Below are 20793 nucleotides of genomic sequence, written 5' to 3'. Positions count from 1 at the left end.
GTTATTTCATTAGGAGACTTTTAACATATTGTGCGTCACCGCTGTCACTCTTTTTCTCTAGTATGTTGATCTTATCAAAAAAGATGATTACCTCTTTCTTTGATTCGTGATCTAGGAACAATCCTCTGAGTTCAAAATCAGTCCAAAGTCTATTTAAAATGATTTTATCACTTTTTGAAGATAGGATCGAAAGTTCAGTCAACAATAGTAACAGTGCCCTATCGATTTTGAGCGTAGCACCTAGTGATCCCCGATATTTGATGTAGCTACTTTTGACAAAATTGGTAAACCAAAGCTTATATTCTGCATAAGGTTTTCGTCGCCCAGTATTTTTGAATTGATATCTTATTAGCTGAAAAAGCCGATCTATCAGTTTCAGAGAATGATGTTCAGTCCAACTTTTTGTTTCATCACTTTCTTGCTGAGTAAAATTAGACCAATTGAATCGTTCATTGTCTTTTTCAGCTTTTTGAATGGCCCCCATATAGTCTTCAATTAATCTATGAACCTTTATAGATAAATCATTCTGACCCTCAGGGGGCATATTTTTTACTGTATCTAGTATCTCTTCATATGTAAAAGGTTTACCTGTAGCAAAACACCCATAGTTTCCCTCTATAGTATTTAAAAGCTCTAAACAATTCGCATGTACGAACGAATCTTCCATTGAATGTTCAAGCTTATTCCAACCACTCTCTAGACAGAACCTTGATCTTGATAGTTTCTCCCACTCTAAAGAGTAAAAGAGGGGGGAAGCTTTTCGATCATCATTGAACATATAATTAAGCTGCGTTGTTAATCTTATTATATACTGGAAATAATAGTACTTTATTAGGACCGATATATTTTCAATGAAAAAGTCTGGGAAAGCAATAAGCTGTCGTAGATCATCCTTGAATAGCTGCCTAATATCCAGTGCGATACGTCCCTCATAGGTACCTGACCGGTCTTGTGTATTTGGCTCGCCTTTGGCAGTATGTGTCAAATGCTCTAAGACAAGCTTGTAGATGATATTATTCTCTCTCCGTGCTGTAAATATATTACTCACTAATTCAGTAACCTCTTCATCAATCAAAAGGTTCGAAATGAAGGCTTGAAGATTTTTTAATTTTACGTTTTGAGATTTATTGTTCAAGTGTGGTAAAATCTCAGGGTCAAAAAGCACCAAGTCATTATCTTCATCAAAAAACAGTTCCGTAAGGAGATTCTTGAGTTCGAAAGCGTGCTCTGTATAGACATCCTTCAATATTGAACCGATCAACTCCTCTTTATCTAAAACTTTTGTAAATGATAGATCTCTACAAACCCTAAAAAATTCGCCGGTAGCCCCCTTAAAAGTTCTAAAATCATGTGCAGATTCAGTGAGCGAAGTCGTATCCGTAGCAAATGGGAATAATTTAATCAGGTTGCCCTTGTTGTGAGTAAATCCCTTAGCATTAATAAAGGAAGATTTATATTTTATTTCATTTATGATGAAGCCCATATTATATTTTAGCAAATTCGTATCCAAACTCAGAGTTATAGATTAATTGAAATTGTTTCTTAGAAGCACCGTCTAACCTTTCGAAATTGATAGCTTTTCCTTGACTGGAAAGTCTAGTAATTGCCTCCACTGCTTTATGAAAATCTGTATGGTTTTCTCTATCGAGTTTATTTGGGCTATATCCGTCAATCACTTTTTTGAGAAGTATATAAAGATTGATGTCGAGGGAGAAAGTCACCTGATGACCAACTGCACTCATTCCTATTTCAATAACATTTCCAAATTCGTGAATTTCGTCTAATTCAGTCGAATTAGAGACTGCTTTTATAGCGGGATCTAAAGTTATTTTTTGTGTAATGTTATATTTTAGCTGATGTTGGCCTATTGCTACATTAATTTCTTCGGGTCTTTTTGAATTTCCATTCCAACTATATATGGCTTTTATAATCTCTTTATAAAGTGGTCTTAATCCAATTTTGTCGTTGCTGTAATATCTAAAAAGGTAACGTGAAAACTGCTGGAAATTTGATAGCTCTACATCAAAGTTTTCTATCTGATTTAGATATAACGAGCGAATAAATGTTTTTATAAGAATTTCATTCTTTCGGGGTTGCAACCATGATTCTTTGCAGGTTAATCCATAATGGTTGAATATATCTAACGGATGTTCCGATGAGCTTAATTTGAAAATGAGATTGTCCAAATACTTACTGCGAAATTTATTCGGATCTAAACTAGCCAAACTAGTTAGTAGTTCTGACCGACCCTCTGAATCAAATAGCTTATTATATATAAAATCTTGAGGCTTTAATAAAGTTTGGGTTTTTGTTTCTTTGATCTTATCACCTGAGACATTTTGTAGGTCGTATGGTACAATTATATCATAAATAAAATTGAGTAGATCCCTGACTGAAATTATGAGCTTTAAACTTATGATAGCATACATAATTAGGTCTATTAATCCTTTTTGTACTTCTTGTTTACTTATTTCGAGGTAGTTTTGCCTCATAGCGCACCCATTTAGATTAGGGTGGCTATTATAATAACTCAAATAGCCCTTATAGAATGGATTGCTCTCATCTTGATATGTTATTTTATGGAGTAATTCAGAAATCATCTTGGACGAGGAATTATCTTCCTTCAGAGTGAATAGGCTATAATCTGCAAGATTAATAAATTGGAAAGGACTGTCTGGTAGATAATCATTATTAAATGAGAGACTGTCTATAATTCCTTTTCGTTTAACGAATGAATCAAGTAGAATAAAATCCTCTGTGTTTTCTAAAAACGAGGAAAGAATCCCTAAGTTGATGGCCACAATCCTTGTTGTTTTTTCTGCTGGTGCAGATAGGCTCGCATCGGTGAAGGGAGAGAGGAAATCGTTTAGTTCATCAATCCAACTTCTGTCAGTTCTGGTACTTTCTGTGGCATCATTTCTTACCTGAATTTTTTCCATCTCATTTGGATATTTCATATGAAGGCGTGACATCATATGTGATTTACCATCACCAACATTTCCTGAAATTAAAATCAATTTTGAATTTTGATCTTGTAGAGATGATAGAACTATATCTTCCAATTTGGACTGTACAAATCGATCAATGTGAAGATATTCTTTGAAATCGTCAAAAGAGTTTCGGTTTCCGTCAACTACAGCCTCTTTAGAAGCAATACTCAACTTGTCCAAGTAGTGTTTAAACATAACTTATTTTATTTGCTTTCATCTAAGCGGTCTATAATAAAAGTAACCGCTTTTAGGTAATTAACAATGTTGTACAACGGGTTTTTAAGCAGCGATTATTTTTTGTGTTTATATATTCGAGTACGATTTATATAATTTATAATATTTCATAAGTAATTTTCGTTCTAGCTCGCAGTTTGATCAACTTTCTCAATACTAATTTACATGCATCTTACCATATTATATTAGTTTTTATTATTTTTTTATTAAAAGTTCAATACTAATTTCATTTTAAATATTAACTTATCTATTTAAAAATACATATTTATCATGATTTTTAAACACTCACGCGATTAAATAGGCTTTTGTAAGAACTCATTTTGAATAAATGTACTTAGTATTTTAGAAGTTTTATTTACGGTTTACCGTAAAATAATTGTTATTCACATGGTAAATTTAACCATTCACTTATAAATGGCGATAATTATTACCTTCTCAATAAGTTATGATATGTTTTCCATTTGGCGCATTAACATAGTAATCACAACCTCTTATTACTTTGACTTTGAATAAACTCAAAACATAAAATAGAATTAACTATTCAATGGCAGAAATAATCAAAAATAGAACAATACGACCACTCAGTCGATCTGAAACATCAAAAAATTATCGGGTTGATGTATCAAATGTTACAAAGAGTGATCGTCTTATAGTAAATATAACGCATGATAGCTTGCCGTTTAAACGGTCATTCACCTTTGATGGCAAAGAATTTCAGAATAGAAAGAGCATCCATTTTAATGTAACTGAAACTGACGGACGAATTCAGATAGCGTGGTCTAAAGTTACACCAGGTAAAGTTGTAGATAGCATTGGTCACAGCAGTGTAGACAAACTGCATAAGAATCTGAAATCTGAAGTTAATGAAAAAGAGTCTCGCTTGTTTAGATTAACATATAATACAAACGGCTGGACGATTCCATCTGGACATCCCTGGAAGATTTCACTGCAAGGCAATTCTGGTGTGCCATTTGAAAATCAGTTTGGCTTTGGTGGCGAAGAATGGTTATTTAATCCTAATTTTCAAAGTGAGGGAGTACAGTACGGTTATATCAGAGGCGCTGAGGAATTGAGTGTCGTAAAGTTGCTAAAAAAGGCATATTTATTTACTTACGAAAGGAATTCAAGGGAGCGGTATTTGGTCGGAGCAATTAGTAATCTTGAAATCATAAAGACTCACAGTCCGCAAAGAAATGTCGCTGATAGTTTATTGAATGAATATTTTGAGGAGATGAAAGCTGACCTGATAAAGGTAGGCGCAGATGTTAAGGGCTTCACAAAGTCTAACTTTCGTTGTAATGTTAGTTTTAAACTTGAAGATATGGATATATATTCAATGCCATTATTGATCACTAGTCTGAAAGGTCAAAAATATAACAGATTTAAACCATACATTGTTAATAAAGGGTTAAAGGAAATACTGGATGGTGTATTACCGAGCGATGAATTTATATTCAGACCAGGGATTGCAAAAAATTCTAAGACTTTTGATCGGACGATTGATATTGGCACTACAACTGTCAATCGTACTCATTCTGAGATCACAGAGAATCTAGCTAAATATTTACAGGTAAAATATAGTATTACTAAAGACCGAGTCTCAGTCGAGAAGACGTATTTTGGTGCTAATATAGCTGATGTGGTTATGAAGGAAATTGATGATGAGTACTCTATTTTTGAGGTCAAAACAAGTAATAATGCCCGTAAAAATATAAGAGAATCCCTTGGGCAATTATTGGATTATGCATTTTGGTATAAAAAAATAAGAGTACAATCTCTGATCATAGTTTCTCCCTCTGAACTCACTAAGAATGAAAGATTGATGTTTCAAAGGTTACAATTCGCTATGAATCTTAACATTAAATATTGGCAATATTTAAGAATTGATGGTGGGAAAGCAAATTTTAAGGAAATTTTATAATAATATCTTATGCCCACAATATATAACTTCAAAATAGATGACCGATATGAGGACGTGATACTCGAAACTTGTTTGGATAAGGGGATGTCGAGACCTAGAGTTAAACCTTTGAACTCACAAATTTTTCCGGAAGATATAAGAGTAGAATTTCCACGTAGTCTTAGAGAAGACAATCCTATTGGAACAAGGTTTAAAGCGGATCTTAAAGTTTCTCAAAAAAGTAATAAATCAAATGGTTTCCCGATTGGACCGCCATATTTAGTAGTAGATGTAAAAACGATTAAGATTGTTGAAGATTTTGTTCCGGAAATAAGGCTTAAAGCAGTGAGATTAAAGACTGCAAGTTACCGGGTTTATATGTATGTTAAAGATAATACTCTTGAGTCACCGATTTTAGCAGCTTCTCGGATTTGGCATAAGAATATGCGAAAATTAGAATAATTATAATTTGCAGAGCATAAATAGAATAGACTTCCAGAATCAGTATCTACTTTCAATAATATGAATCAAAAAAACTTTATCGAAAATCTCACTCAAAAAAATGCGGATTATAATAACCCAGAACAAGCAATCACAACTGCTAATCTCTGCGAAACAATCTCAAGAGACATAAATACCGACAGTCAAAGATTTATTTATGAACTTCTCCAGAATGCTGACGACGCAAGTAACTTAGTTGGTAAATTAGATGTTTGTATAGACTTTGTAGGGAATTATGTAATAGTTTCACATAATGGAGAGAGCTTTTCGGAAATAGATATTGAGAGTATATCTAGTGCAGGAGATGGTACAAAAACGGGCGACACTAATAAAACCGGATTCAAAGGAATCGGGTTTAAATCAGTATTTGCTCACTCAAGTTTTGTGATTATTAAAAGCGAAGGTTTTAATTTCAAGTTTGAAAAGGAGTATTGGGAAAATCATTGGAGTAGTGCCTGGGGTACACTCAGTGATTGGCAAATTGAAAGGAAATCAAAGAATAAGGATGAAAATCTCAAAATGCCTTGGCAAATCATTCCAATTTGGACACAAATTCCAGATGAACTTAAGCACTTAAAAAGCATTCAAGAATACAGTGTATCAACAATTATTCGACATGATAAAATAGGACAGCTCAAAAAATCACTGGATGAGTTGTTTTCAGAAAGCCAAATAGTACTGTTCCTCCGAAGTAAAAATGTTAAAATAATTATCAATACATCAGAAAAGTTTGTCCTAGAAAAAAATATTATAGATGAAACTACCATCTTGAGGAGAAATGGTGTTGTATTAAGTGAATGGATCATCAAAACCGAAGAATTCAATATACCAATAGATGTACAAGGGAAAATCAATGCCGATGAAAAATCACCTAAAAAACTAAAAGAAGCAGAACATACTGAAATATCTTTTGCCATTCAGTTGGAGAGAGGAAAGTTAAAATCAGTAGTTAAACAAAATAGATTAATCTTTACCTATTTACCGACATCGATTAATTACGACTTTCCATTTCTGGTAAATGCAAGTTTCCTGACAGATGCTGGGAGACAACATTTGCATCAAGATACTTTTTGGAATAATTGGCTTTTTAAACAAATCCCCATAATTTTTTTCAGATGGGTTTCAGAGCTCGCTCATAAAAATAGTAAATATAACAAACAATTCCTCACAGTAATTCCTCACAAACTAGGTAGTTCCCCATTAGAAGATAGCTTTAATGAAGGATTTAAAATAGCGCTCGAAACTATCTCTTTTATACCGAATTTAAATGGCGATTTATTGAGAATAAAAGAAACGCTATATGACAAAACTAAGATTTCAAGATTTATTGCTCCTCAAACCTTAATTAAATACATTAACCAAAATAAAGGTAAACAATTTACGGTTTCTTCCTTAGTTCCTTACCTTGAACCGATAAGTACCCTGAGCAGACTAGGGACCGTTTTTTTTGATATTGACGATCTAGGAGATTTCTTTAAATCTAAGATTTTTTCAGATGAGCACGAATTGGAAGAAAATTTTAAACTGATTTGTTTCTTACATGAGCAAACCAAAAAAAATAATGGTGAAGAAGATAAAAACATCTGGAATGAAAAAATGAAGCAGTTGACTTTCATTTTTGATGAAACTAAAACCCTGAGAAAACCAAATCATATCTATTTTCCAGCAGTTGAATTTTCAAATGAATTCTCAGACGAGATAAGTATCATTCATGAAAGTGTTGTTTCTGAAATCTATTCAGACAACAGCATTAAAAGTTGGTTAGAATATTTAGGAGTTAAAGAGCCAACTGATGTTAGCTTTATTGAAAAAACAATAATTGATCAAGGCCAAACTTTTGTAACAAGAGATAATGCAATAAATATCGGTAGGTATTTATTTAATGCCCACAAAAAAGGTAATCTTGAAGAACACCATTATGAAAAACTCGGAAAACTTCAGGTGTTAACGAAAGAAAAATCATTAATCAATGCGTCAGATTCTTTTTTGGCTGATTTTTACGAACCTCTATTAAAGATAGAAAGCGTTTACAATAATGACTTTTACATCTCTGAAGAATATGTTGTTGATGGTGATAGTAAAAGAGAATGGGGGAATTTTCTAGTAAAGGTAGGAGTAAAAGACGATATTGACGTAACTTACAGTAATATTGAACTTGATTTTGACAATAGGTGGAAAGAAAGGTTTGATGCGACTTTGCTTGAATTAGTGCGATATACTTCAACTAAATTTTCATGGATATCTAATTCAGGATGGACTATTGACCGTTCAGGTTATGGATTTTATCCAAGTTCAATTGGCGTACACATTCTCCCTTTTTTAGATTTGACGACCAATTATGATTTTTCCAAATTATTCTTTCATAGGGTTTTTACAAACTTAACTCCAGATGATTTACAAATAAATCTAGATTTTGGCGTAAATGGAAGTACAGGGTTTTACAAAAGATACTTGTCTTCAGAACAGTTGAAATCGCAAAACTGCCCTTCAAACTATTTCCAATGGATTTTAGAAAATGTAAGCATTTTTCCAACCCTTAATAAAAAATGTTATAAAGCGACCGAAGTATTTGCAAACACAGCCGATATCAAAGCCCTAGGAGGAAAGTATATCCCTGTGTTAGATTACGATCAAACGCTTTCTCCCGAATGGAGGGACGCTTTAAATTTTAAATATCATCTAACCCTCGATACCTATTTAGAAATTCTCTCCAAAATCTGGCAGGATACAGATTTATCAGAGAGTGAGCAAATTGAAAACAAAGCGCGTGTTGGTGTGATTTATGACAAGCTATCTCAAATAGAGCTACATGAAACAGATAAAGATAAAATTTCAGGTTGGGCTCTGAAAAATAAATTACTAGCTAACAATGGCAAAGATTTTTACAACCCCAACGAATTATCTATTGTAGTAGAGGAAGGATTTAATGCATCCAGTATCATATATGTGCGAAAATCAAATTCGGAAATTCTAGAATTGCTGCGTCTTTTTGGCGTCAGAATCATAGATAAAGTTATTCCGTCAATTTCAAATAGCAAAGTAGAAATCCAGGATTTAAAAACAAAAATTCTACAGATTACTCCTCTAATAGCTTTAGTAGCTGTAGAGAAATCGAGAAACAAGAAAGAATGGGAAATAGAATTTGAAAGAATTAATAAAAAACTATCCAATATTCGTTTTTTTGAAACAGAAGAGATTTTTCTATCATATGGAAATGAGGCAGATAAACAAAGAAGAAGCTCCTGGGCCGAAGACGATAATTTTTATTATGTTGGAAAGTGGTTTAGTCCAAGAGTATTAGATGGCTTAGTTGGACCACTTGGAAAATTCTTTAGCATTAGATACGCAGAACGTATTTTAACAGTTTTACTTTTAGAAACTTTTGAAGGAGGCTTAGAATATCTAAGAGAAAAGGGTTATGAGATTTCATTAATTCCAAATGAATTAATGAGCCCATCTTACCAAGAAGTAGTTTTACTAAATCAGTCAAATAGAGTGTACAACCAAATTGATGAAGATCTAGGTAAACAGGGTGAGATATTTGTTTTTAAAGAATTAAAACGAATTTATAGTAACAAATACAACCAACCAATTCAAGACACTTTAACAGGGTTCAAAATTGACGATAAAATTGAAGTATTTTGGCGAAATATATCTGGCACAACAACAACAGATCACGACTTTAAAATAGTTGATTTAGGCGATCAAATTTATATTGACAGTAAGGCAACCGCATATGATAAAAATGTAGAGAAGCTAGCATTATATATTTCTGGTAATGAGTTATCATTGATGGAAGCAGCTGATAAATTCCTTATAGCAAGAGTTTACAATGCAACAAGTGAAAAACCTACGATGGAACTGGTGAAACTTGAAAAGTATGATCTGATGAAGTAAGTTATAAGTTCTATGGGTAAAAATTGTAGATCATATATTATACTGCGTCTAGTCCTAAAAGGGTATTGAATGGCTCAGGGAAGGACTTACATTAAATTTTAAAAAGTTAGACCACTTAAAAAAATAACCAATGACAAAACCTTTACTACTCATTACAACTATCATCCTGTTAATGTCCTCATGCAAAAAATCTTCTAACTCTAATGAAGAACCTGAAAACGTTACTCCGAATATACCTACGATTCAAAGTTGTGTACTCAGCAGCTGGAATGACATCAATGGATTAGAAATCAAGTATACGTACGATGCCCAGGGTAGAATTACTGGTGAAAATATAGCTGCACCAAATTTTTATGAATTGCCTTCATCTCGTAAATTTGAATGGAAATCTGACAAAATCACCGTGACGGAAGCTCCTGCAAATAGATCTTACGATCTCTCATTAACTTCAAATAGGGTCTCCAGATTTACTTTTTTGCCTGATCGATATTCTACTGTCACTTACAGCAATGATGGTTACATCAGCAAAATCAGCGATTATAAGATCTCAGACAATACCTTATTGTTGACTAAAGAATTTTTATACACAGCCGGCAATTTAACCTCTATTATATCAACTAGGGGGATAGGTACAGCAAGCGTTATTAAAGAAACGTACCTATTAGATTATTACGTGGATAAAAAAGCTATTGATGGTGCAGATATAGGTCTGAACAACTTTATTTTACCCAACTGGGATTTGTCAGATGCATTTGCGCCATATCAGCTTCCTGCTGGAATATTTGGAAAATCATCAACTAATTTATTGAAATCTGTTAGGTACCCACTTGGCGAGGAATCTTTTAATTTCATCTATGATTTTGACGCGGCAGGCAAACCAATTAAGATGACTTATAAAGAACCCAATAGCAAGGGAGGCCTAAACATAGTCAGTTTCAATTACATTTGCCCAAATTAGCCCGCAATGGGAATGACGTGGTATTAGGGAAACTGTAGCTATTCAGTATCATCCATAGATTTCATACAAAGTATTAAAAATCAATCCATCATTATCATGCCGTTGCCAAAATTCCTCTATGATAGATATAGTTACGATGCTTTCTTTTTCAGGTCCAAATTGATAGTCAGTGAGAAGGTATATTTTCTTGATAGGTGATTTGTCAAGAGCTGTTTTTAATAGTTTATCAATATCAGCTTTATATTGATCTAAAAACCTAAATCTGAATAGCTGATTTGCTCCGCTATCATAGATTGGGCTATCTAAGTTATTGATTGGTATAGTAATCTCTTCATTTGGGTCAATACTGAAGTCGATTATCTCGCCAGCATAAAATCCATTATCTTTTTGATTTTTAAAGCAAGGGTTGCCAAGATGAACTATAGTTCCACTTTGTTGTCGGAGGAAATCATAAAAAAGTCCCCGATGACTTTTAAGCTTATTTTCTTCAATAATAGTAAATTCAAAATCACTTTGGTTCAATCCAAGTCCTGTTGAATTAAGTGAAGCTATTTCTACTGTAGGCATCGCTATTTATATAAAATATTACTGGTTAAATTTAAGTAACTTACTGTAGGTTATAAAATGGATAAATGGTAAATATAATTCATCCTTTATTGTTAAGCTTGATTCTTTACCATCACTTCCGAAATATCAACAGATAACGCTTCACAAATCTCTAACAAAGTAGAGTACATATAATCCTTTTCAGCATTTTCGATCCTGCTAATCTTTTCTCTATTTACAGAGCAACGGCTCGCTAAATCATGTTGCGTCCAACCTTTCTCTTTTCTAAGGCGCTTTATGTTATTCCCGACAATCTCAAAATCAGATTTAAACTTTTCTTTCATCTATATAATAGTCGGATATAACCGGATATAATCATGTGTCACTATTGACACATATTGTTTTTATTCCTATATTTACATTATTAATTATTTAATGGAGTAAAAGAGTTAATTAAAGAGATCTGATTTTATTATAAAATTGGCGTTCGAAAACGAAGCTTTGCTACAGTAGACCTAGGAAATCTTATAAGCATGCGAAGCACCGTTGAGTGGATAACCCATTTTGTATATCTTTGTATAGACAAATGGGCCACTCTCCGTATTGCATGCATGAGATTTTTCTCAGCCTTTCCTAGGAGGTACTGTAGCGTATGGGGAGTGGCCTATTTATTTGCCAACTCCAGTCTTCAATTTCGAATGCTTTAACCAAAAGCAATGAAGACCACTAAGAATGTTCATTTTGACACCAGGCAATTCGCCATCAAAAATATTTATAGTATTTCCAAAAAAACTGTTATTAGGCAATTAGTGTATTGGAAGGATGTCCTATCCGGACGCTATTTACTCCCATCTTTGAAGTTGGTTTCAAAATCAAAATCCAGGAGGACAGTAGGATGGACCTTAAGACCGAGCGCGAGCTTCTTCAAGGTAATCAAGTTAGGGCCGCTTTCTCCATTCTCATACTTGACGATATCACCAGTATTCACGTGGCTCAGAGTAGAAAATTCACGGAAAGTTAGTTCCTGTGCCTCTCGTAAAGCCTTCAGATGTTTACCAAAATTCTTAAGAATTGTTCTGTCGTTATCGCTAATCATTGCTAATGAAATGGGACAGCAATATGAGATAACGGAAAAAATAATTCGTCATGGAATTCCTTGACAAATTGATGTATGTGTTATATATTTGCTTTATATGATACGACTTTAATCTATATGTTTCAATTTTATTGAAGTAGGGAGATGTAGTCAACATTACTGTCGAAGTCCAATATTTTGAGTTCGTCGGATCTTTAGATCTGAAAATGTTGTGTTTGATAAATATAGTCACTCATATAAGAACGTGCATATAGTAAGTTATTGCGCACAGCTATAATATTGATTCTAACCAAATTGAAATGAGTACAAAAAAAACAAAATCACCCAAAGATTCTTCTGAGAAGGCTCAATCAGTTCCTGTAAAATACACCTATGCGGATCTTTCAAATTTCCATAGGACCGTTCTTGCTATCCTAAATCATAACGTACCCAACACGCTAGATGTTCCTGATCTCAAAATCGTGCAACAATACCTCTGCATAATCACCGCACTTTTAGAGACCCCGTATCTCTACCTGCAATTTGCCCAAGAAACCACTCATGGCTCCAGTCGCCCTACATTACACTATGCAACTCCTAAAATCAAAGGAATAGGAGCGATCTGTAAATTAAAGAAATGTCTCAAAGCCCTGATCATCTGGATGACCGAAGTGATCGAAATCGAGAATCTCACTTTAGAAATCCTGCTGGATGAGTATTACACCAAGTTCCCTTATGCTCTAAAGCCTCCAACAATCTCGGAAGGCAATCCTCCAACACTCAATCTTACAAATGATAAAAACTTGAATTCTGGTAAACCACAATAAATACCCATGCAATCAACAAGTATCCATTCACAATCACGCATCATCAAACCACCGGATTGAAATGCCCTGATAGCGGCCGGTTTATTTAGGTTGGTTATGTCATTGCCGGCCGCTTCGTTTTAATTTATTACCACGCCTGTTTTAGGGAACGGAAATCGATCCCCATGGCCATGCTTTGTCCAAAATTTTAAATATAAACTGTTATGAAAACCTCGAAAATAATTCCATTAGCTGATCTTGAAACCATATACCGTATCCTTTTACAAAGAATCGTCAAAGGCTACAGTGCCCGGCAATTGTCCTTCTTAATTGGTGCTGCACCTAACTACGTTGAGGAAGTTGAAACGCTGCTTCGCCCATTTTATTCTGGTGATGAACTCGCGAGAATTGCACTCGCATTGGATGATGCCGATGTAGATAACTTTTGCCCGGCAATAAACGATGATTCTGAATTACACGTTTCCGTGGATAAGTATGAATACAAAGAAAAAGTAATCCATACCTATTGCCGCATTGATGAACAGGGAGAAGAAGAAGAACTGTTCAGATTGCGTGAGGATATGGAAATGACTGATGTCGATCTGGTAGAAGGCGATGACGAAATGCAACTGGTAAATGACATCATTTCTGTATTACTCCGCGCCAACTACTTTTATGAACCCAAGCTGCCACTTGAAGTCTATAAGGCTATCAATAATCTGTTGCCAACTCCAGTTAATCCCTTTTATGTCTCTGTAGCGATGGAGCGCTTCTTTGATGATGATCTGGAAACGTATCCACTGAGACTGGTAGGAGAGAACGGTGGAGCTTACAGGTACGAAGAATGCTAACCATTTAAACATCTAAATATCATGAGACGTCTCGAAACAATGCGCATGGTAACCCCTTTTGTGGTGAAAACCATGCTTTTTTTAAAAATACTTACACTGCTGACCTGTGGCTCCGGTGGTGCTTCAGCAACGTTACTACAATCACCAATGACCTCGAGAAACATTGATGTTCGCGGTAGGCTAGTTGATGAAGAGGGCAAAGGTATCTCCGGCGCAATTATCTTGGTTAAAGAAAGTCGAAGAACCGTCCGTACGAATGCGGAAGGTTATTTGTTTATCACTGCTATAGCTGAGAATGCTACACTGATCATCACTCACCTGGGCTTTCAGAAATTGGAGCTTAGGGCAAGGAGAGATCTGGGGAAGATCAAAATGTTTGAGTATTCCGGGCAGCTGAAGGAGGTGGGTGTAGTGAGTACCGGATATCAGAATATCCCAAAGGAACGCGCTACAGGAAGTTTTGTGCTGATAGACAGCAGCCTTTTAAACCGTAGGGTGAGCACCAATATCCTGGACCGACTTGATGGGGTAACGAGTGGTTTGATCTTTAACCGGAATAAAACCGGTAATACCCCTGATATCAGTGTGAGGGGGCGCAGTACGATTGCCTCTGATGCCAATCCACTGATCATTCTGGATAACTTCCCCTACGACGGGGATATCGCCAACATCAATCCGCAGGATGTAAAATCCATCACGGTATTGAAAGATGGGGCAGCCTCTTCAATCTGGGGTTCCCGTGCTGGTAATGGGGTAATAGTAATCACTACCTACAAAGGAGAGTTTAACCAGAAGCCAATGGTAAGGATCAATTCTAATGTCACCATTGGCGGCCGTCCTGATTTGTATTACAAACCGCAGCTCAGCAACCAGGATTTCATCGGCATCGAGCAGTTCCTGTTTGATAAAGGTGCTTATAACAGCGTGATCAATAACGGTTACGGAAGCCTTTCGCCTGCGGTAGAGATCATGTTGCTGCAACGAAAGGGTACGATCTCGCAACAGCGCAAATCGGCCATGCTGGATTCAATAGCGCTGCATGATAACAGGAAAGACCTTCAGCAGTATTACTACCGGCCAAGCGTTAATCAGCAGCACCAGCTGAGCATCAATGGTGGAGGAACGTATAATAAGTACTACTTCTCTATGGGCTACGATAAAAACCAGGCGAATACGTTCATTAACAGTAATGACCGCCTGAGCCTGAATGCGAGCAATACTTTGTCACTGCTTAAGAATAAGCTGGAGCTGTCCACGAATATCTTATTTACCACGAGCAATACCAATGTTGATGGATCTCTCTATATTCCCTCTTTTCCGTATGAGCAGCTTGCAGATAAAAACGGGAATGCATTGGCGGTAACCAAGGTGCTGCGCTTGCCTTATGTAGATACGGTAGGCAAGGGTAGGCTGCTGGACTGGCATTACAGGCCTCTGGATGAAATCAGGGATGGTTATGTGACGCAAAGATCACGCTTGACAGATTACCGGGTGAATATTGGGCTGTCTTACCAGATTGTGAAGTCATTGAGGCTTTCTGGAAATTATACCTACGACAAAGGCGTGAATGATCAGGTACGGAACAATTCGATCAACTCTTTTTATACGAGGGATATGATCAATACTTTCTCGCAGATCAATCAGACTACGGGAGTGGTCACCACTCCCGTACCTCTGGGAGATATCGCAGATAATTCGAATAATACTTATTCTGCGCATTACGGTAGGGCTCAGCTGAATTACGAGAATGTGTTTGAGGGCAAACATGAGTTGAACCTTTTAGGTGGTCTGGAGATCAAGGATTACCAGAGCGCTTTTGGTACTTATACTTTGTATGGACTGGACAATACGAGTTTGCTGAACAAGAATGCTACGGTAAATCCAACAATGCAATATCCAAGTTACTATGGTTTCAGCACCTCGCGGATTCCGCTTAATATCTCTAATTCCAGTACTACGGACAGGTTCAGGTCGTATTTCTTTAATGGTTCTTATACTTATGACAACAGATATATCCTTTCTGCCAGTGCAAGAAAGGATGAGTCTAATTTATTTGGTGTAAAGACAAACCAGAAAGGGGTGCCGCTATGGTCTGCAGGTCTTGCATGGAATCTGAGTAACGAGGATTTCTACCACGTAGCAGGCTTGCCTTACCTGAAGCTGCGCGCTACATATGGCTATAGTGGTAATGTGAATAAGTCTGTATCAGCTTACCTCACGGCGCAAGCAACGGGACAGAGTAATCTGTGGAACACTCCTTATATAACGATCATCAATCCGCCAAACCCATCATTGAAATGGGAGCAGGTGAAGAATGTAAACTTCGGATTGGATTTTCAGACTCGGAGAAATGTGCTTTCTGGTAGTGTGGAGTACTGGATTAAAGACGGTCTAGATCTAATTGGGGCCTCGCCCATAGCTCAGCAGACGGGTGTTTCAACCTTTACCGGCAATACCGCGAGTATGAGAGGCAGGGGAATAGATGTGACACTGAACTCGGCAAATTTAAAGCTGAGGGATTTCTACTGGACTACGCAATTCCATTTCAATTACAATACGGATAAGATAACGGAGTATAAAGTTAAACCACTCACCAATGGAGCTATTATTTCTGGAAATTATCTGCAGCCCAGAGTAGGATTCTCTTACTACTCACTTTTTTCTTATCAGTGGCGGGGTTTGGATAACCAGGGAAATCCACAGAGTGTTTTAAATGGTCAGACAAGCAAGGATTATTCTGCGATCCTTAATTCTACAAATACATCGGAGTTAGTTTATAGCGGGACATTAACTCCTAAGTATTTTGGAAACATCATGAATAACTTTTCATGGCGATCTCTTGAGCTTTCTTTGAATGTGGTGTATAAGTTGGGTTATATGTACAGACGACCATCATTAAAAAATGCAAACATATATGCTGCTAATTCCTTTGGAAGTTCAAGATATCAGCAGTCTGATTTTGAAAACAGATGGCAAAGTCCCGGAGATGAGTTGAAGACAAATGTACCTTCATTGATTTATCCGGTGAATTTTGGCAGAGATGAGGTTTATGAATATTCTACAGCATTGATTGAGAAGGGTGATCATATCCGTCTTCAGGATATCAGATTAAGTTATTCACTTATTAAAAAAGAACCATCCCACAGTCCATTGGCCAGTCTTTCCGTTTACACATATGCTTCAAATCTTGGTATTATCTGGAGAGCATCCAGCTATAAAATTGATCCGGACAATGTCAATGGTATACCCTCGCCTAAAACAATTGCTTTTGGACTGAAAGCAACTTTTTAACAATCACATATAAAATTGAATGCGGCCATGAACAAACTATCGATACAACTTTTAATGATGATAATGCTGATGACGTTTTTCAGCTGTCAAAAAGACTTTCTTGAAGTTAAACCAAATACTGGCATATTAACCCCTACCACGCTAAACGAGTTGCAGGGGCTATTGGAAAATGCCGATGTTTTAAATAAATCGACTCCTGCGCTTTCACAGATGGCATCAGATGATTATGTCTTCACCAGCTATGAAAGTTGGCAATCAGCCTTAACCGCTACGGAGCGGAATTCGTACATCTGGGCTAAAGATATCTTTGCCGGTGCCAATCAGATCAGTGACTGGACTTTTGGATACAAGGGTGTATTTTACTGCAACAATATATTGGAAATTCTTCCTCGTTTGCGGGATAAGGAATTCAATATCAGACAGTACAAGACCATAGATGGCTGGGCACATTTTATGCGGGCTTACCTGTTTTATGATCTGGTACGAAATTTTTCGACCGTATACGATTCGGGAACCGCTTCTACAGACATGGGTATCCCGCTGCCATTAGAAGCAAGAGTGGATAAAATTGTGCCCAGATCTTCGGTAAAAGATACTTATGCTCAGATATTAACTGATATCCAGTACGCCGTTCCCGCATTGGATATCATCCTGCCAGTGAACAATAACCGGCCGTCGAGGGCTGCTGCTTATGCACTTTTTTCAAGGGTATTCCTGAGTATGCGGGAGTATAGCAAAGCTGAACTTTATGCTGATAGTGCTCTGGCAATCACAAAGGCATTGATAGATTATAATGGAATCAGCACCACAGCAACCAGTCCTTTCCAAATCAATAATGTTGAAACTATACTCTCTACAGGTGCAATTCTTGGTCAGTATCAAATAACCTATCCATCGTCAATTAATACCCAAGTGACAGTTAACCCCGAGCTTATAGCCCTGTATGATAAAAATGATTTGAGGTTGTCAGTATTTTTCCGATTGAACACTGCAACAAATACACTTTATGTTCGCAGGGGATACTTTCTTCAAACAACGCCTTTTACGGGCCTTGCAACGGATGAGTTATATCTGATCAAATCTGAATGTCTCGTACGGCGTAATGAAGTAAATGAATCACTGGTCTGGCTGAACAATCTGCTAAGGAAACGTTTTTCAGTAGCAAATTTCAGGGAGATTTCGGGCTTGAATCAGCAAACTGCCTTGCAGGTAATACTTAACGAGCGACGAAAGGAGCTTGTCTGGCGAACGCTTCGCTGGACGGATCTGAAAAGATTGAACAAAGAAGGCGCCAATATCACGCTGACCAGATCGCTGAATGGGGTAACATATAATTTACCTCCAAATGATCCAAGATATATTTTTCCTATACCAGATGACGAAATAGCGCTCAGTGGTATTCCTCAAAATCAAAGATAAAATTCACTATAAAAAAATATTATTATGAAAAATTATAAGCTAATTACAATGATTATTAGTCTGCTATATTTGAGTCTGAGCAGTTCGGCCGCTAATAGAAGCGCAACAATTACGGTACATATCGATGATCAGGAACTCATCACGCAGAAGATGCGACTGTTGTTGCAGGATGAGTATATCTATAACGGTTTATGTTCCGTGACAATGGTAACTCATGCAGATTCAAATGGAGATTTTTTATTTGAGATCAAGGATATAAAAAAATATAAGAAAATACAGCTGGAATTTGACGAACTTCCATTTCTATTTGGCTATGTGGAGCCTGGTGATAAAATAAAAATTCGCTATTCAGGCAGTACACATAAAATTACTAAAGTTAAGGATTTTGAATTCTCAGGCCCTGGCAGTGCAAAACTGGCTTTGGCAACGAAATTTGAATATGGTACTGGGATTCGATATAAGAACATATCGCGCACGTCGGTATATGATCAGTTAAAGCTGGATTCTTTGGTGAAATTTGCTGATGAACAATACGCATTTAAGCTTGATATAGTCAATTCTTATCGTAGCCAGATCTCAATAACTATGAAAAGTTTATATCAGGCGGAAGCATTTGGAATCTCATATACTCATGCCCTTAGTCATTTCGATCTGAAAAAAGATTTAAATATGTCTCGCGAAAACGTTGACTATCTGATCCATGAAATCGAGAAAAGAGATTTAAATAATCAAAATCCTGTTAGCTCTAACAGTCCTGCATACCTTGAGTTTTTATGGAAAAAGTCTCAATTTAAGGTGTCACAGGATTCTAGCATTTCCCGTGGAAAATTCTATAGTAGTATTTTTAAAGATCTGATGAGCAGATATACCGGCCAGGTCAGAGAAAAAGCTATTTTGTATTATATATGCGCAGATACCCATGTGAAATTCAGTGAAGATGCTTCCTGGGTTTACCAGAATTCGCTCGCACAGATGAGCACTGCACAACACAGAAAATTCTTACAATCGGTCATTGACTCCAGAAGATTGGGAGTTAAAGCTTTCGATTTTAAATTAACAAATTTGAAGGGAGATACAGTGTATTTACATGACTTCAAAGGAAAAGTTGTGGTTTTAGACGCATGGTATAGTGGATGTGGCGGCTGTGCTGGCCTGGCCAAAGTGATCAAAGCTTCTGTATTGCCTAAATTTGGAAATAATAAGGACGTGGTTTTTGTTGCAGTGAATATTGAACGTACTAAAAAACAATGGCTGGACGGTTTAAAAAGCGGATTGTATACAAATGAACAAAGCGTAAACCTATCCACTTATGGCCTTGGATTACACCACCCCTTATTTCAATATTATAATTTTTTTAGTCTTCCACAATTGCTGCTGATCGGGAAGGACGGGAATTTAATTTCCATGGATTTAGTTCGCAATGGAGATAAAATCAACGAGAGAATCAAAAAGGCGCTAGATTAAATTAGAAAATCCAGTTTTGGATGATCTACGGTAAAAACATTCACTATCTTGCATCTTGTTAACGTTTTCTAATGAGTATTTCTGAGAAGTTCAATCAGGTTTATAATGAAGGTAAGCGAAACCGCTGGTATTACTATTTTACAAACTTTTGCCGTATTGCACTTGCTTGTGGCTTTTTGCCTGCCGGTTATGTAAAAGTCATTGGTGAACGTTTCACCGATCTTTCCAATAATCAGCCATTAGGACATTATCTGGAGGCCTTACATCATACCGGATATTATTACACTTTCATCGGGCTTGCCCAGATGTTAGCTGCAATTTTATTATTAATACCCAGGACGGCAACACTCGGTGCGCTATTATACTTTCCGATTATATTAAATATCTGCATACTATCTGTAGCGGTTCGCTTTGAAGGCTCTGCCATTACGGCTCCATTGATGGTACTGGCAAATGTGTATCTGCTGATTTGGGATTATGATAAATTGAAATATCTCCTTGTACCTGCAGGCGCATTGCCAGTTCCGAGATTACCGATGCTCAGTCTGAAGAAAAGCAGATTTCCTGTGAAACTGTTTGTCGCTTTTGTATTAAGCATATTTGTCGCAGTATTTCTGGCAGCAAATGCTTTTGATATCAAGCCTAAAAACACACTTGCAGATTGCAAAAGACAGTGTAAAAGTAAAGGCAACCCAGGCGCTTGTGAAATATTTTGCGAAGATATTCACACTAGGGGCGATACCTTTGAAGTGGCGCTGGAAAAATATCACCAGGCTATTAAAAAGGCATTGCTCATAAAATAACTCTGAATACATCAGATGCAATCCCGGACAAAAGCTTTTATGAGATGCAAGTTAAAAA

15 protein-coding genes are annotated in these 20793 nt (G+C 36.4%); 10 read left to right on the top strand and 5 right to left on the bottom strand.

What is annotated here, in order from left to right; all coding sequences use genetic code 11:
* Nucleotide 1: 1 nt before the first annotated feature.
* Both dptG and dptF read right to left on the bottom strand, forming a co-directional pair.
* Nucleotides 2–1483, bottom strand: a complete 1482-nt coding sequence (gene dptG / locus OQY15_RS04675; protein ID WP_265788323.1) for a DNA phosphorothioation-dependent restriction protein DptG — start codon at nt 1481–1483, stop codon at nt 2–4.
* 1 nt (nt 1484) lies between these two features.
* Entirely contained in the window at nt 1485–3185 is a 1701-nt protein-coding gene (dptF, locus tag OQY15_RS04670) for a DNA phosphorothioation-dependent restriction protein DptF (RefSeq protein ID WP_265788320.1), read from the bottom strand.
* A gap of 583 nt (nt 3186–3768) precedes the next feature.
* Between dptF and OQY15_RS04665 the strand changes: the two genes are divergently transcribed.
* The 4 genes from OQY15_RS04665 (at nt 3769) to OQY15_RS04650 (ending at nt 10480) form a co-directional block, all read left to right on the top strand.
* Entirely contained in the window at nt 3769–5145 is a 1377-nt protein-coding gene (locus OQY15_RS04665; protein ID WP_265788318.1) for a hypothetical protein, read from the top strand.
* Nucleotides 5146–5253: 108 nt separating this feature from the next.
* Complete coding sequence (locus OQY15_RS04660) at nt 5254–5586, top strand: hypothetical protein (RefSeq protein WP_265788316.1); 333 nt, start codon at nt 5254–5256, stop codon at nt 5584–5586.
* Between the two features lie 60 nt (nt 5587–5646).
* A complete protein-coding gene (locus OQY15_RS04655; RefSeq protein ID WP_265788314.1) occupies nt 5647–9522 on the top strand; it encodes a DUF3883 domain-containing protein in 3876 nt (1291 codons plus the stop codon).
* Between the two features lie 130 nt (nt 9523–9652).
* A complete protein-coding gene (locus OQY15_RS04650) occupies nt 9653–10480 on the top strand; it encodes a hypothetical protein (protein ID WP_265788312.1) in 828 nt (275 codons plus the stop codon).
* 48 nt (nt 10481–10528) lie between these two features.
* Here OQY15_RS04650 and OQY15_RS04645 read toward each other — a convergent pair whose 3' ends face one another.
* The 3 genes from OQY15_RS04645 to OQY15_RS04635 all read right to left on the bottom strand — a co-directional run bounded on the left by OQY15_RS04645 (nt 10529) and on the right by OQY15_RS04635 (nt 12122).
* Nucleotides 10529–11047: a hypothetical protein gene (locus OQY15_RS04645; RefSeq protein WP_265788310.1), complete on the bottom strand. Its 519-nt coding sequence runs from the start codon at nt 11045–11047 to the stop codon at nt 10529–10531.
* A gap of 92 nt (nt 11048–11139) precedes the next feature.
* On the bottom strand, nt 11140–11370 hold the full coding sequence (locus OQY15_RS04640; protein WP_265788308.1) for a helix-turn-helix transcriptional regulator: 231 nt from the start codon (nt 11368–11370) through the stop codon (nt 11140–11142).
* Nucleotides 11371–11864: 494 nt separating this feature from the next.
* Nucleotides 11865–12122 (bottom strand): helix-turn-helix transcriptional regulator, encoded by a 258-nt coding sequence (locus OQY15_RS04635; RefSeq protein WP_265788306.1) that lies wholly within the window; start codon nt 12120–12122, stop codon nt 11865–11867.
* Nucleotides 12123–12421: 299 nt separating this feature from the next.
* On the opposite strand from OQY15_RS04635, the gene OQY15_RS04630 reads away from it, so the two are divergent.
* From OQY15_RS04630 to OQY15_RS04605, 6 genes are all read left to right on the top strand, one after another.
* Nucleotides 12422–12928, top strand: a complete 507-nt coding sequence (locus OQY15_RS04630) for a hypothetical protein (RefSeq protein WP_265788304.1) — start codon at nt 12422–12424, stop codon at nt 12926–12928.
* Between the two features lie 203 nt (nt 12929–13131).
* Complete coding sequence (locus tag OQY15_RS04625; RefSeq protein ID WP_265788302.1) at nt 13132–13758, top strand: hypothetical protein; 627 nt, start codon at nt 13132–13134, stop codon at nt 13756–13758.
* 21 nt (nt 13759–13779) lie between these two features.
* Nucleotides 13780–17049, top strand: a complete 3270-nt coding sequence (locus OQY15_RS04620) for a SusC/RagA family TonB-linked outer membrane protein (RefSeq protein WP_265788300.1) — start codon at nt 13780–13782, stop codon at nt 17047–17049.
* Nucleotides 17050–17112: 63 nt separating this feature from the next.
* Nucleotides 17113–18468, top strand: coding sequence for a RagB/SusD family nutrient uptake outer membrane protein (locus tag OQY15_RS04615; RefSeq protein ID WP_265788298.1), 1356 nt, complete (start codon nt 17113–17115; stop codon nt 18466–18468).
* 24 nt (nt 18469–18492) lie between these two features.
* On the top strand, nt 18493–19932 hold the full coding sequence (locus OQY15_RS04610; protein ID WP_265788295.1) for a TlpA disulfide reductase family protein: 1440 nt from the start codon (nt 18493–18495) through the stop codon (nt 19930–19932).
* Nucleotides 19933–20003: 71 nt separating this feature from the next.
* Nucleotides 20004–20735 (top strand): hypothetical protein, encoded by a 732-nt coding sequence (locus OQY15_RS04605; protein ID WP_265788293.1) that lies wholly within the window; start codon nt 20004–20006, stop codon nt 20733–20735.
* Nucleotides 20736–20793: the final 58 nt, after the last annotated feature.

It is taken from the genome of Pedobacter sp. MC2016-15 (assembly GCF_026239695.1).
GTDB lineage: Bacteria > Bacteroidota > Bacteroidia > Sphingobacteriales > Sphingobacteriaceae > Pedobacter.
This window is presented reverse-complemented; position numbering and strand designations above follow the sequence as displayed.

Bases quoted from the DNA above. Each gene is read 5' to 3' on its own strand.
- dptG (WP_265788323.1), bottom strand. From the start codon at position 1,483: ATGGGCTTCATCATAAATGAAATAAAATATAAATCTTCCTTTATTAAT.
- dptF (WP_265788320.1), bottom strand. From the start codon at position 3,185: ATGTTTAAACACTACTTGGACAAGTTGAGTATTGCTTCTAAAGAGGCT.
- OQY15_RS04665 (WP_265788318.1), top strand. From the start codon at position 3,769: ATGGCAGAAATAATCAAAAATAGAACAATACGACCACTCAGTCGATCT.
- OQY15_RS04655 (WP_265788314.1), top strand. From the start codon at position 5,647: ATGAATCAAAAAAACTTTATCGAAAATCTCACTCAAAAAAATGCGGAT.
- OQY15_RS04650 (WP_265788312.1), top strand. From the start codon at position 9,653: ATGACAAAACCTTTACTACTCATTACAACTATCATCCTGTTAATGTCC.
- OQY15_RS04645 (WP_265788310.1), bottom strand. From the start codon at position 11,047: ATGCCTACAGTAGAAATAGCTTCACTTAATTCAACAGGACTTGGATTG.
- OQY15_RS04640 (WP_265788308.1), bottom strand. From the start codon at position 11,370: ATGAAAGAAAAGTTTAAATCTGATTTTGAGATTGTCGGGAATAACATA.
- OQY15_RS04635 (WP_265788306.1), bottom strand. From the start codon at position 12,122: ATGATTAGCGATAACGACAGAACAATTCTTAAGAATTTTGGTAAACAT.
- OQY15_RS04630 (WP_265788304.1), top strand. From the start codon at position 12,422: ATGAGTACAAAAAAAACAAAATCACCCAAAGATTCTTCTGAGAAGGCT.
- OQY15_RS04625 (WP_265788302.1), top strand. From the start codon at position 13,132: ATGAAAACCTCGAAAATAATTCCATTAGCTGATCTTGAAACCATATAC.
- OQY15_RS04620 (WP_265788300.1), top strand. From the start codon at position 13,780: ATGAGACGTCTCGAAACAATGCGCATGGTAACCCCTTTTGTGGTGAAA.
- OQY15_RS04615 (WP_265788298.1), top strand. From the start codon at position 17,113: ATGCTGATGACGTTTTTCAGCTGTCAAAAAGACTTTCTTGAAGTTAAA.
- OQY15_RS04610 (WP_265788295.1), top strand. From the start codon at position 18,493: ATGAAAAATTATAAGCTAATTACAATGATTATTAGTCTGCTATATTTG.
- OQY15_RS04605 (WP_265788293.1), top strand. From the start codon at position 20,004: ATGAGTATTTCTGAGAAGTTCAATCAGGTTTATAATGAAGGTAAGCGA.